Annotated in this window: 9 protein-coding genes; 7 read left to right on the top strand and 2 right to left on the bottom strand. The window is 69.4% G+C overall.

Features of this window, described 5'->3' with window-relative positions:
* Positions 1-5: 5 nt before the first annotated feature.
* Positions 6-1,229, bottom strand: a complete 1,224-nt coding sequence (locus ABTX24_RS09820) for an alpha/beta hydrolase (RefSeq protein ID WP_350839218.1) — start codon at positions 1,227-1,229, stop codon at positions 6-8.
* Between the two features lie 72 nt (positions 1,230-1,301).
* Between ABTX24_RS09820 and ABTX24_RS09815 the strand changes: the two genes are divergently transcribed.
* The 5 genes from ABTX24_RS09815 to ABTX24_RS09795 all read left to right on the top strand — a co-directional run bounded on the left by ABTX24_RS09815 (position 1,302) and on the right by ABTX24_RS09795 (position 6,128).
* A complete protein-coding gene (locus ABTX24_RS09815; protein WP_350839216.1) occupies positions 1,302-3,482 on the top strand; it encodes an acyl-CoA dehydrogenase family protein in 2,181 nt (726 codons plus the stop codon).
* A 79-nt stretch (positions 3,483-3,561) separates the two neighbouring features.
* Positions 3,562-4,080, top strand: coding sequence for an FAS1-like dehydratase domain-containing protein (locus tag ABTX24_RS09810; protein WP_350839214.1), 519 nt, complete (start codon positions 3,562-3,564; stop codon positions 4,078-4,080).
* Positions 4,077-4,481: a Zn-ribbon domain-containing OB-fold protein gene (locus ABTX24_RS09805; RefSeq protein WP_350839212.1), complete on the top strand. Its 405-nt coding sequence runs from the start codon at positions 4,077-4,079 to the stop codon at positions 4,479-4,481. Before ABTX24_RS09810 ends, ABTX24_RS09805 begins: the two co-directional genes overlap by 4 nt.
* Positions 4,478-4,861 (top strand): MaoC family dehydratase, encoded by a 384-nt coding sequence (locus tag ABTX24_RS09800; RefSeq protein ID WP_350839211.1) that lies wholly within the window; start codon positions 4,478-4,480, stop codon positions 4,859-4,861. Before ABTX24_RS09805 ends, ABTX24_RS09800 begins: the two co-directional genes overlap by 4 nt.
* 100 nt (positions 4,862-4,961) lie before the next feature.
* A complete protein-coding gene (locus tag ABTX24_RS09795; RefSeq protein WP_350839210.1) occupies positions 4,962-6,128 on the top strand; it encodes a lipid-transfer protein in 1,167 nt (388 codons plus the stop codon).
* On the opposite strand, the gene ABTX24_RS09790 is transcribed toward ABTX24_RS09795, so the two are convergent.
* The gene (locus ABTX24_RS09790) at positions 6,125-6,496 is read right to left on the bottom strand and encodes a hypothetical protein (RefSeq protein WP_160023246.1); all 372 of its coding nucleotides are present in this window, start codon (positions 6,494-6,496) and stop codon (positions 6,125-6,127) included. The two genes, ABTX24_RS09795 and ABTX24_RS09790, sit on opposite strands and share 4 nt — an antisense overlap.
* Positions 6,497-6,757: 261 nt before the next feature.
* Here ABTX24_RS09790 and ABTX24_RS09785 point away from each other — a divergent pair, with 261 nt between their 5' ends.
* Both ABTX24_RS09785 and pulA read left to right on the top strand, forming a co-directional pair.
* Positions 6,758-8,131 carry an alpha-amylase gene (locus tag ABTX24_RS09785; protein ID WP_350839208.1) on the top strand — a complete coding sequence of 458 codons (1,374 nt, stop codon included), beginning with the start codon at positions 6,758-6,760 and terminating at the stop codon, positions 8,129-8,131.
* A 131-nt stretch (positions 8,132-8,262) separates the two neighbouring features.
* The gene (gene pulA / locus ABTX24_RS09780) at positions 8,263-13,554 is read left to right on the top strand and encodes a pullulanase-type alpha-1,6-glucosidase (RefSeq protein ID WP_350839206.1); all 5,292 of its coding nucleotides are present in this window, start codon (positions 8,263-8,265) and stop codon (positions 13,552-13,554) included.
* Positions 13,555-13,826: the final 272 nt, after the last annotated feature.

The following is a 13,826-nucleotide window of genomic DNA, read 5'->3' as shown; positions in this document are numbered from 1 at the left end:
CGGTGTCAGCCGAGTCGGGCACCGGCCCGGTCACGATGCCAGAGCAGCCAGCGCTCGACGGCCGCCACAGCGTGGTGAGCCCGGATGCCGCCGAAGACGTCGAAGGCGTGCTGGGCGCCCGGCATCTCGACGTACGTCACCGTGGCCTCGGAAACCTCGCGCAGCCGAGCGACGAAGGCGAGGGCCTGGCGCTTGGAGACCAGAGTGTCGAGCGCCCCGTGGAGCACGAAGAAGTCGGGGGCGTCCTCGGTGATGTGGTGGATCGGTGAGGCCTGGCGGAAGTCCTCGATGGTGGCGCCCTCGGGCATGACCTTGTGGGTCCACAGCCCGTCGCGCACCCGAGCGGTGTAGCGGTCACCGTCGTCGCCGGCCACGTCGTAGACCCCGTAGAACGGTACGCAGGCCGCCACGCGTGTGTCCGCGCCCTCGAAACCGGGCTGGAACGGTGCGAAGCCGGGCGTCAGCGCGGCGAGCGCGGCCAGGTGGCCGCCCGCCGAACCGCCTGTGGCGACGACATAGTCGGGGTCGCCGCCGTAGTCGGCGATGTGGTCGTGCACCCACGCCAGGGCGCGTTTCACGTCGACGATCTGCGCTGGCCAGCGGTGCTTGGGGGCGAGCCGGTAGTTGATCGTCACGCAGACCCAGCCGTTGGCGGCGGCCATCCGGTTCATCAGCAGCTGTCCCTGCTGCTCCTTGGAGCCCAAGGTCCAGGCGCCGCCGTGCACGTGGAAGAGCACGGGCGCCCTGCTGACCTCGATTCCGGCCGGGCGGTAGATGTCCAGCCGGGCGCGGCTGCTGTCGCTGTCGGTGTACGCGATGTCACGGATCACCTCCACGGCCGGGTTCTTCATGCGGAACGGCCGGGCGAGCTGGGCGAGGTCGAGCGGCGTGCGTTCGCCCGGGGGCGCTCCGAGGGTCTCGGTGAGTGCCTGGTCGAGGAGGCCGCGTGCGGAGCCGGCGCGGTGGACGTTGAGCGCGAAGCCCGCCGCGGCGGCGCCCGCGAGTGCCAGCCCGAGCGGCGAGACCTTGCGCCGGGCCGCCGAGACGGCGGTGTCCGCGATGCCGAGCGCGAGCAGCTGCGGAGCCAGGTCGCCGGCGAGCCACCCGGCGGCGAAGGACCCGATGGCGCCGCGGGGACCGGTCCGGTCGACGGGTGGCCACAAGGCGTTGGCGGCGAGGCCGGCCAGCGCCGCCTGGCGGAGGGTGTGCGCACGGGGGAGTCGGGCCATGAAGCCGAGGTTAGCGGGCCATCGCGGGGCACACTGCTGACATGCAAACTAGAACACGTTACAGTTCGGTGCATGGGAGACGAGACACTCGATGCGGTACGCAGCGTGGTGGCCGAGGTCCTCGCCCGGGAGTCCGACCGCAGCGACTGGTCGGCCTGGGCGAGCGCCGGGCTGACCGCACTGCCGGTGCCAGAGGTGTTCGGCGGCGAAGGCTTCGGGCTCGGCGAGATCGCGGTGCTGCTGCGGGAGGCGGGGCGCCAGGCGGTCCGCGTGCCGGTCTGGGAGACCCTCGCCGTCGGTGCGCTGACGGTCGCCGGCCACGGGACGCCCGAGCAGCAGGACTCGATCCTGCCCAAGGTGGCGAGCGGCGAGACGCTGCTGACCCCGGCGTGGCTCGAGCCGGGACGACCCGAGACCCCGGTGGCGACCTTCCGTGACGGCGCCGTGAGCGGCCGCAAGACCGGGGTGACGTACGCCGCCGAGAGCTCGCGCCTCTTAGTCACCGCGACTGCCGCCGACACCGGGGAGCCGGTCGTGGTGCTCGTCGACCCGAGCGGTCCGGGCGTCACGCTGGCTGCCGCGAGCGTGTCCGGCGAGGTGCCCCAGCACACCGTCGTGCTCGAGGACGCGCCGGCAGAGCCGCTGGGCCCGGGGGCCTTCGAGGCTCTGACCGGTCTCGCGGCCGCTGGGTTGGCGGTGAGCGCCGCGGGCGTGCTCTCCGGCGCCCGGGACCTGACCGCCGGCTACGTGAAGAACCGGCAGCAGTTCGGCCGTGCCCTCGCCGAGTTCCAGGCGGTCGCGCTGCAGCTGGCCGATGTCTACGTCACCTCGCGCACGCTCGACCTCGCAGCCGACAACGCGATCGCCGCCATCGCGGACGGGCGAGCGGCCGCGGTCGACCTGAAGGTCGCCGCCTACTGGGCCAGCCAGGTCGCGCCGTACGCCTTCCGCACCTGCCACCATCTCCACGGCGGCATGGGTGTCGATGTGACCTACCCGCTGCTCGCGTACACGACCTGGGGCACCGACATCGCCCACCAGCTGAACACCTCGGCAGCCGACGTCCCGGTCGAGACCGCCGAGGCCAAGAACCTCGAGCTCACCGAGGCGCAGCGCTCGCTGAAGGCCGAGGTCAGGGCCTACTTCGCCGGCCTCTCGCACGAAGGCGAGCCTGGCGACCCCGGCCCCGAGGGCTCCTGGGACCGGCACGGCCCGACCTATCAGAAGCTCATCAAGCAGCTCGGCGACGACGGCTGGATGGGCGTCGGCTGGCCCAAGGAGTACGGCGGCCACGGCCTCGGCGAGGTCGAGCAGACGATCTTCGCCAACGAGGCGCAGTACGCCGACGTGCACCTGCCGGCGGTCACCCTGCAGACGGTCGGCCCTACGCTGATCCGCTACGGCACCGACAAGCAGAAGGAGATGTTCCTCAACCGGATCCTCGCCGGTGAGGTGCACTTCGCGATCGGCTACTCCGAGCCCGAGGCCGGCACCGATCTGGCCTCCCTGCGCACCACGGCCAGGCTCGACGGCGACCACTACGTCGTCAACGGCCAGAAGCTGTGGACCACCGGGGGCCATGCCGCCGACTACATCTGGCTGGCCGTGCGTACCGACCCGGACGCCCCCAAGCACAAGGGCATCTCGATCCTCATCGTCGACACCACCGACCCTGGCTTCTCCTGGACCCCGATCATCACCGCCGACGGCTCCCACCACGTCAACGCGACGTACTTCAACGACGTCCGCGTCCCCGCCGACATGCTGGTGGGGGAGGAGAACAAGGGTTGGAAGCTGATCACGACCCAGCTCAACCACGAGCGCGTCATGCTCGGCCCGGCCGGCCGGATCGAGGGTCTGCGCGACCGCGTCTTCCGCTGGGCACTGTCCCAGGGCATCACCGAGCGCCCGGAGGTGCGCGCGCTGATCGGGAAGACCACCGCCGTCTTCCGGGTCAACGAGCTGCTCAACTGGGAGGTTGCGCGCGCGGCCGAGAGCGGCGAGATCGAGGTCGCCGACGCGTCCTCTTCGAAGGTCTTCGCCGCCGACCAGGTCCAGCACCTGCTCGCCGACCTGATCGCACTCGTCCATCGCCATGGCGACCCCGGTGATCCCGCCACGAAGAGCCTGCTCGACTACCTCGACGCCCAGGCGAAGCGGAACCTCGTGCTCACCTTCGGCGGCGGCGTCCAGGAGGTCCAGCGCGAGCTGATCGCCATGTTCGGGCTCGGGATGCCGAGGGTGCCGCGATGAGCGAGCGTCAGCGAGCGACCGTCGGATCTGTCATCGGGCCGCGTCCGTATTATGGCGCTCGCGCTACGGAGGTGGCCCGATGACCGCCGAGAAGCAGACGCTGGTGGACGAGGCCGTCCACGAGAAGATCATGGCCGCCGCCGAGGAGATCACGGCATGGGGCGAGGCGGCCGAGCGCGACGCCCGCGACCTTGTCAACCAGCCCACGATCAACAACTGGCTCGAGGCGATGGGCCTGGAGTCCGAGCGGTTCCACCAGGGCGAGGCGCCGCCGTCGATGGCGCAGGTGTGGACGATGTACGGGCAGGGTGGTCGGCATCCCGACCGTGATCCGTTGCACGCGATGATGAACGTGCTCACCGACGCCGGCTTCCACGGCGTCCTCGGCACCAACTCCGAGCAGAGCTACGACCGCTACCTCCGCGTCGGTGAGCAGGTTCGCGTCACCACCGCGCTCGACTCGGTCGTCGGTCCGAAGCAGACCGGGATGGGCGTGGGCTACTTCGTCACCTCGAAGAGCACCTGGTACGTCGGCGAGGAGCGCGTGGCGACGATGCTGTTCCGCGTCCTCAAGTTCATCCCCAAGGCGACGGCATGAGCGGCCCGGTGCGGCCGGTGATCGGCCGGGACAACGCGTACTTCTTCGAGGGCACCGCCAAGCAGGAGCTCCGCATCCAGAGCTGCAACGCCTGCGGTGCCCTGCGGCACCCGCCCGGCCCAGCATGCCTGGCGTGCGACGCCTACGACCGTGGCTACGTCGTCGCGAGCGGCGAGGGGACGGTCTACTCGTTCACCGTCGTCCACGCCCCGAAGCTGCCCGGCAAGGAGCTGCCGCTGGTGGTCGCCCTGCTGGACCTGCCCGAGGGCGTACGCCTTGTGGCGGAGGTGACCGGCGTGCCACCTGAGGGCGACAAGAGCCTGCGGATCGGCGAACGCCTGGTCGTGGACTGGAACATCATCGACGAGGAGCTGACGCTCCCGATCTGGAGGCGACCGTGACGTTGCGGACCGGAGAGAAGCTGCCCGCCTGGGAGCTCCCGATCACCCCGACGCTGGTCGTCTCGACCGCGCTCGCGACCCGTGACTTTCAAGACGTGCACCACGACCGCGACCGTGCCCAGGCGGCCGGCTCGAAGGACATCTTCATGAACATCCTGACCTCGACTGCGCTGTGCGAGCGCTACGTCACCGACTGGGCAGGCACCGAGGTACAGATCAAGGGCATCGCGATCCGGCTGGGCGCCCCGGCCTACCCCTACGACACGCTGTCGTTCTCCGGTGAGGTCACCGAGGTGGCGGACGGCGTCGCCACCATCAAGGTCACCGGATCGGTCTCCCTCGGTGCCCATGTGACCGGGACCGTGAGGGTCGCCGCATGAAGGCCGGCGGCGGGGTAGTCCGGGAGCGAACTGCCCAAATACTCGCCGGTAATAGGCAGTTCGCTACCGGACTACCCCGATCGCGACCTCTGGAGAGCGCATGACCACCCTCAGCAACAGCGCCGCGATCGTCGGCATCGGGGCGACCGATTTCTCCAAGGAGTCCGGTCGTTCCGAGCTCCAGTTGAGCGTCGAGGCGACCAGAGCCGCGCTCGCGGACGCCGGCCTCACGCCCGCGGACGTCGACGGGCTGACCACGTTCACCATGGACACCAGCTCCGAGATCGCGCTGGCCCGCGAGCTCGGGCTCGGGGACCTGAGGTTCTTCTCGCGGATCAACTACGGCGGCGGAGCGGCCTGCGCGACGATCCAGCAGGCCGCGATGGCGGTCGCGACAGGTGTCGCCGACGTCGTGGTCGCCTACCGCGGCTTCAACGAGCGCTCGGGCCAGCGATTCGGTCAGGTGCAGCCCTGGGCCGCCCAGCAGGTCAACACCAACGGCATCGACAACGCCTGGACCTACCCGCTCGGCCTCTCGACCCCTGCGGCGACGGTCGCCATGCAGGCGCGGCGCTACATGCACGACTACGGCGTGACCAGCGAAGACTTCGGCGCCGTGGCCGTCGCCGACCGGCGCCACGCCGCGACCAACCCCGCCGCGTTCTTCTACCAGAAGCCGATCACGCTCGAGGACCACCAGGCGTCCCGGATGATCGCGGACCCGCTCCACCTGCTCGACTGCTGCCAGGAGTCCGACGGCGCCGTCGCGATCGTCGTCACCAGCCTCGAGCGGGCCCGCGACCTGCCGAACCCGCCGGTCACCATCGCCGCGGCCGCCCAGGGCAGCGCCGCCGACCAGTACGTGATGACCTCCTACTACCGCGACGAGATCGGCATCCCCGAGATGGGCGTCGCCGCCAAGGACCTCTGGCGCCAGTCCGGCCTCACCCCGGCCGACATCGACACCGCCGTCCTCTACGACCACTTCACCCCCTACGTACTCATGCAGCTCGAGGAGCTCGGCTTCTGCGGCAGGGGAGAGGCGAAGGACTTCGTACGCGACGGGGCCATCGAGCTCGGCGGACGACTGCCCGTCAACACCCACGGCGGCCAGCTCGGCGAGGCCTACCTGCACGGCATGAACGGAATCGCCGAGGGCGTACGCCAGGTGCGCGGCACCTCGGTGAACCAGGTCGCCGGCGCCGCCCATGTGCTCGTCACCGCAGGCACCGGCGTACCCACGAGCGGGCTGGTGCTCTCCAGCTAGTCGGTGATGTCGCCGGAATAGCCGTACGTCGTATCGTGCCAGGTGCCGTTGGCCGCACTGGTGGCGTGGAACTCGCTCCACGTGATGTTGGCGTTGGTGATGGGCGAGAAGTACATGGCGGGCGACGGCCGCGGCCCGGTGCAGGTGCCGGTTGCGTCGCACTGCCAGTCGAAGTCTGCGACGTGGCCGCTGAGCGGGTACTGGGGATTGAACTCGCCGGTCAACCGGAGGATGCGCAGGCCGTGGAAGGTGCCGGTGAGGCCCGCGCTGATCGTTCCGGTGCCGCCAGGGCTTACGCCCGCGAAGCTGGTCCAGGTGCCGTCGTACTCGATGCGGAAGCAGTAGTGCTTCTGACCGATCTTCCACACCTGGACATGCTGGAGATAGGTGTCGAGGGCCCAGACGTGGCCGTCGCTGGCGACGCCGTCGATACGCCAAGTTGACGATTCGGTGGTGCTGGCCGGTCTTCGACTGCGCTGAAATTTTGCGCAAGCTCTTGCAGCGAGAGAGGCGAGCGGGTTGACGTGTGACGGCGATCACCCTACGGTCGTGCTGCAAGATCTTGCAGCAAGATTCATATCCCCTACGCAGGAGGAACCATGGCCAGACAATTCCTCACGAAAAGGGCCATGGCTGCCGCACTTGCCCTCTCGGCGGGAGCTGCTGTCGCGCTCACGATCCCGGTCTCGGCCCCGGCGCAGGCCGCGCCACCGGGAGACAAGGACGTCACCGTGGTGATGTTCGAATGGAACTTCGCCTCGGTGGCCCGCGAATGCACCAGCACGCTGGGCCCGGCCGGCTACGGCTACGTCCAGGTGTCCCCGCCGCAGGAGCACATCCAAGGCTCGCAATGGTGGACGTCCTACCAGCCCGTCAGCTACAAGATCGCGAGCCGACTGGGTGACCGCACCGCCTTCAAGAACATGATCGACACCTGCCACGCCGCCGGCATGAAGGTCGTCGCCGACGCCGTCATCAACCACATGTCCGCGGGCTCCGGCACCGGCACCGGCGGCTCGTCCTACAGCAAGTACGACTACCCCGGCCTCTACTCCTCCTTCGACCTGGACAACTGCACCGCACAGATCAGCAACTACCAGGACCGCACCAACGTCCAGGAGTGCGAGCTGGTCGGCCTCGCCGATCTCGACACCGGCGAGGAGTACGTCCGCGGCAAGATCGCCGGCTACCTGAACGATCTGCTCTCGCTCGGCGTCGACGGCTTCCGGATCGACGCCGCCAAGCACATGGCCGCCTCCGACCTGGCCAACATCAAGTCCCGGCTGAGCAACCCCAACGTCTACTGGAAGCAGGAGGCCATCTACGGCGCGGGGGAGGCGGTCTCGCCCAGCGAGTACCTGGGCAACGGCGACGTCCAGGAGTTCCGCTACGCCCGCGATCTGAAGCGGGTCTTCAACAACGAGAACCTCGCCTACCTGAAGAACTACGGGGAGGGCTGGGGCTACATGTCCTCGGGCAGCTCGGCCGTCTTCGTCGACAACCACGACACCGAGCGCGGCGGCGACACGCTCAACTACAAGGACGGCGCCAACTACACCCTGGCCAACGTCTTCATGCTGGCCTGGCCCTACGGCTCGCCCGACATCCACTCCGGCTACGAGTGGAGCGACAAGGACGCCGGTCCGCCCAACGGCGGCGCCGTCAACGCCTGCTGGCAGGACGGCTGGAAGTGCCAGCACGCCTGGCCCGAGATCAAGAAGATGGTCGCCTTCCGAAACACCGCTCGCGGCCAGGCCGTCACCAACTGGTGGGACAACGGCGCCGACGCCATCGCCTTCGGGCGTGGCAGCAAGGCGTACGTCGCGATCAACCACGAGTCCTCGTCGCTGACCCGCACCTTCCAGACGTCGCTGGCAGCGGGCACCTACTGCGACGTACAGGCCAACAGGAGCGTCACCGTGAACGGCTCCGGCCAGTTCACCGCCACCCTCGGGGCCAACACCGCCCTCGCGCTGCACGTCGGCGCGACGACCTGCAGCTGACCCCGCCCTGCCGACCGTCCGGCGCCGACCCCCATGGGCGCCGGGCGGCCGGTCTCCACCGCATGCCCCCGCACAATCCAGAGAGGCCCTCACAGGTGAATCGAAGAAGTGGCGCACACGGCGCGCCCCGCTTGGCAGCGACCGTGGTCGCGACCGCACTGCTCGCCACGGTGCTGCAGACGGCCACGTCGACGCCGGCGACCGCCGCCGCCCCGAAGCCGCCGTCGGACGCCAAGCTGGCTGCCGAGCCGGCCCGTCACGAAGCGACCAAGGAGCAGTTCTACTTCGTGCTGCCCGACCGGTTCGCCAACGGCGAGACCGGCAACGACAAGGGCGGACTGACCGGCAGCCGTACCGAGACCGGGTTCGATCCGACCGACAAGGGCTTCTATCAGGGCGGTGACCTCCAGGGCCTCACCGAGCGGCTCGACTACATCAAGGGCCTCGGCACCACCGCCATCTGGATGGCGCCGATCTTCAAGAACAAGCCGGTCCAGGGAGAAGGCGCGAACGCCTCGGCCGGCTACCACGGCTACTGGATCACCGACTTCACCCAGGTCGACCCCCACTTCGGCACCAACGAGGACCTCGAGACGCTCATCGACGCGGCCCACGCCAAGGGCATGAAGGTCTTCTTCGACGTCATCACCAACCACACCGCCGACACCGTCGACTACGCCGAGAAGAAGTACGGCTACCGTCCCAAGGGCGCCTTCCCGTACCTGGATGCCGAGGGCCGTCCCTTCGACGACGCCGAGCCGGACTCGGACGCCGCGAAGGTCGATGAGGACTCGTTCCCCTACACCCCGGCCAACACCGGCGAGATGGTGCCGTCCTGGCTCAACGACCCGACGCTTTACCACAATCGCGGCGACTCCACCTGGGAGGGCGAGTCGACCACCTATGGCGACTTCAGCGGCCTGGACGACCTGTGGACCGAGCGCCCCGAGGTCGTCGAGGGGATGACGAAGATCTACCAGCGGTGGGTCCGCGACTTCGACATCGACGGCTTCCGCATCGACACCGTCAAGCACGTCGACCTGGACTTCTGGACCGAGTGGGCGACCGCCCTGGACGCGTACGCCGCCAAGCAGGGTCGTAAGGACTTCTTCATGTTCGGCGAGGTCTACTCCGCCGACAGCGACATCACCTCGCCGTACGTCACCCGCGGCCGCCTCGACGCCACCCTGGACTTCCCGTTCCAGGACGCGGCCCGTGCCTACGCCTCGTTGGGCGCTCCTGCTGACCGGCTCGCCGGAGTCTTCGCGGACGACTACAAGTACGCCACGGACAAGGCCAACGCCTACGAGCAGGTCACCTTCCTCGGCAACCACGACATGGGCCGGATCGGCACCTTCCTCGCCGCCGACCACCCCGACGCGACCGACGCCGAGCTCGTCCAGCGCGCCCGGCTCGCCAACGAGCTGATGTTCCTCTCCCGCGGCAACCCGGTCGTCTACTACGGCGACGAGCAGGGATTCACCGGCGCCGGCGGCGACAAGGACGCCCGCCAGACGCTGTTCGGCTCGAAGGTCGCCGACTATCTCGACGATGACCAGATCGGCACCGACCGCACGCATGCCGACGACGCGTACGACACCACCCACCCGCTCTATCGGACCATCGCCGCTCTGGCGAAACTGCGCAAGGACCACCCGGCGCTGACCGACGGCACCCAGCACGAGCTCTACGCCCGGGACTCCGTCTACGCGTTCTCGCGCACCGGAGAGGACCGCGAGTACGTGGTCGCGGTCAACAACACCGCCGAGGCGAAGACCGTCACCCTGTCCGTGGAGTCGGCCGCCTTCACGACGATCTACGGCGGCGATGCCACCGAGACCGCGGCCGACGGCGCGATCGAGGTGACCGTCCCGGCGCTCTCCTCGGTCGTCCTGCGCGCCGACGCGGAGCTCCCGAAGGCCACCGCGAAGCCCACCCTGTCGCTGACCGCGCCGGACCCCGGCGCCACCGGCACGGTCACCCTCTCCGCGGACCCGGGGGAGACCGACGGAGCCCGCGTCGTCTTCGCCGCCCAGGTCGGCAACGGCACGTGGCGCACGCTCGGCTCGGTCGACCACGCCCCGTACAAGATCACCCAGTACGTCCCCGACACCGTCGCCGCCGGCACAGCGCTGCGCTACAAGGCGGTGGTGGTCGACCGCGACGGGCGCACCGCGAGCGACCTGGCCGAGACCACGGCCGGACAGGCACGCGAGGCCGAGAACCCGAGCGCCGTCGACCGCGACTACGCGGTCGTGCACTACCGGCGGGCCGACGGCGACTACACCGGCTGGAGCCTACGGGCCGGGGACCAGAGCGGCGAGTTCGTCGGCCGCGACGCCTACGGCGCCTTCGCCTGGATCAAGCTGCCCGACGGTGCGTCCTCGGTGACGTACACGGTCGAGAAGGACGGCGCCGCCGACGGCGGCGAGCGGACGATCGATCTCGCCGAGACCGGCGAGGTCTGGGTCGAGGCCGGCGGTGACGGCCAGCAGACCACCAGGCCCGACGGCGTCTACCCGGTACCCGACACGTCCAAGGCGGTCATCCACCTGCACCGCGCCGACGGGAACTACGACGGCTGGGGCCTGCACACCTGGACCGGTGCCGCTCAGCCGACCGAATGGTCCAAGCCGCTGCAGCCCACCGGCGAGGACGCCTACGGCGTCACTTTCGAGGTGCCGCTGGTCGACGGCGCCACCTCGCTCAACTACATCGTCCACAAGGGCGACGAGAAGGACATTCCCAACGACCGCTCGCTCGACCTGACCACGTACGGCCACGAGGTGTGGTTGAACTCCGGCGACACCGGCTACCTGCTGCCGTCGGTCGGCTCGGCACCCGAGCTCGACCTGTCCAAGGCGCACGCACAGTGGATCGACGAGACAACCGTGGTGCTGCCCAAGGAGATGGCGAGCGGCTCGGCGCTGTCCACGCAGCTGGTCTACGACCGTGACGGCGGCATCACCGTGGAGGACGGTGCGCTGAGCAGCGAGGGCCGCTGGCTGCGGCTGCAGAACGCGTCGCTGACCGATGAGCAGAAGGCGGAGTTCCCGCACCTGCGGGACTACGCCGCCTTCACCGTGGATCCCCGCGATCGTGACCGGATCCGGGAAGCGCTCGGGGGCCAGCTGCTGCTCACCCAGCGCATCGGAAACGGCGCCCTGGTCACGGGCACCGGCGTGCAGACGCAGGGGATCCTCGACGACCTCTACGCCGCGAAGGCCGAGAAGGCGTCGCTCGGACCGGTGTTCAAGGACGGCAGGGTCACCCTGTCGGTGTGGGCGCCGACCGCCCAGGAGGTGAAGCTCGAGCTCGGTACGAAGAAGGTCTCGATGCGCCGTGACGACGCCAGCGGCGTCTGGTCGGCGACCGGCTCCGCCACGGCGTGGCGCGGCAAGGAGTACCGCTACGCCGTGACCGTGTGGGCGCCGAGCGTGCAGAAGCTCGTCACGAACAACGTCACCGACCCCTACTCGGTCGCGCTCACCGCCGACTCCGAGCGCAGCCTCGTCGTCGACCTCGGCGACAGGTCGCTCGCGCCGAAGGGCTGGACGACCCTGAAGAAGCCGAAGGCCGTGGCGATGAAGGACGCCCAGATCCAGGAGCTCCACATCCGCGACTTCTCCGTCGAGGACGAGACCAGCGACCATCCGGGTGGCTACCTCGCCTTCGCCGACGAGGACAGCGACGGGGTCAGGCACCTGCGCAAGCTGGCCGAGGCCGGTACGTCGTACGTCCACCTGCTGCCGGCCTTCGACATCGCCACGATCCCGGAGAGGAGGAGCGACCAGACCACGCCCGACTGCGACCTGGCGTCCTACGCGCCGGACAGCGACGAGCAGCAGGAGTGTGTCGCCGCGGCAGCGGCGAAGGATGCCTACAACTGGGGCTACGACCCCTACCACTACACCGTCCCGGAGGGCTCCTACGCCACCGATCCGGACGGCACCGACCGGACGGTCGAGTTCCGGCAGATGGTGAAGTCGCTCAACGAGGACGGGCTGCGGGTCGTGATGGACGTGGTCTACAACCACACCACCAGCAGCGGCCAGGCGAAGACCTCCGTGCTCGACAAGATCGTGCCCGGCTACTACCAGCGGCTCCTCGCCGACGGCTCCGTCGCCAACTCCACCTGCTGCTCCAACACCGCCCCCGAGAACACGATGATGGGCAAGCTGGTCGTCGACTCGATCGTGACCTGGGCCAAGGAGTACAAGGTCGACGGCTTCCGCTTCGACCTGATGGGGCACCACCCCAAGGCCAACATCCTGGCCGTCCGCAAGGCCCTGGACACCCTCACGCTCGAGAAGGACGGCGTCGACGGGAAGAAGATCATCCTCTACGGCGAGGGCTGGAACTTCGGCGAGATCGCCGACGACGCCCGCTTCGTGCAGGCCACCCAGAAGAACATGGCCGGCACCGGCATCGCCACCTTCAGTGACCGCGCCAGAGATGCCGTACGCGGCGGCGGCCCGTTCGACGCCGACCCGGGCGTCCAGGGCTTCGCGAGCGGCCTCTACACCGACCCCAACTCCTCGGCCGCCAACGGCACCGAGGCGGAGCAACGGGCGCGGCTGCTGCACTACCAGGACCTGATCAAGGTCGGGCTGTCCGGCAACCTCGCCGACTACTCGTTCACCGACACCGCGGGCAACCGGGTGAAGGGCTCGCAGGTCGACTACAACGGCTCGCCGGCCGGCTACGCGGAGGCGCCTGGAGACGCGCTCGCCTACGCCGACGCCCACGACAACGAATCGCTCTACGACGCGCTCACCTTCAAGCTGCCCGCCTCGACCAGCACCGCGGACCGCTCGCGGATGCAGGTGCTCGCCATGGCCACGGCCGCGCTCTCCCAGGGTCCGGCGCTGTCCCAGGCCGGCACCGACCTGCTCCGCTCGAAGTCGTTGGACCGCAACTCCTACGACTCCGGCGACTGGTTCAACGCCATCCACTGGGACTGCGACGCCGGCAACGGCTTCGGTCGCGGTCTGCCGCCGGCGGCTGACAACGAGGACAAGTGGCCTTTCGCCAAGCCGCTGCTGGCCTCGACCTCGGCGCCGGGCTGCTCGGAGATCGATGGTGCCTCGGCCGCCTACCAGGACCTGCTGAGGATCCGTACGGACGAGCCGGCCTTCCACCTGTCCACCACCGGTCAGGTCCAGGAGAAGCTCGCGTTCCCGCTCTCGGGGAAGGACGAGACGCCGGGTGTGATCACCATGCGCCTCGGTGACCTCGTGGTCGTCTTCAACGCGACCACGACGACGCGGCAGCAGACGGTGAAGGACGCCGAGGGTGCCGGCTACCGCCTGCACCCGATCCAGGCCGAGGGATCGGACGAGGTCGTGAAGACGGCCACGTTCGATGCGGGCTCGGGCACCTTCACGGTGCCTGCCCGGACGGTGGCGGTCTTCACCCGCTGAGCGGGACGATCGACCCTGGAACGTACGCGGCCCCGGCTCATCGAGCCGGGGCCTGCGGCTTCCTGGTCGGGAAGCTCGGCGTCAGGATCAGGAAGGGCTGTTGCCGGCGATTGCGCCGACCACCACGAGCGTGATGACAACCAGGGCGGCGATGACCATGAGGCCGGCCGGGCTCCGGAAGTCGAACATGGGGATTCCTTTCGGCTAGTTCGGCGACAGGCGTCGAGTGGGGACGATGGCCTGCGGACGCGTCGGGAGGGCCACACCGGCGA

Origin of the sequence: Nocardioides sp. NPDC127514 (assembly GCF_040302125.1) — a bacterium.
Classification (GTDB): Bacteria; Actinomycetota; Actinomycetes; order Propionibacteriales; family Nocardioidaceae; genus Nocardioides.
This window is presented reverse-complemented; position numbering and strand designations above follow the sequence as displayed.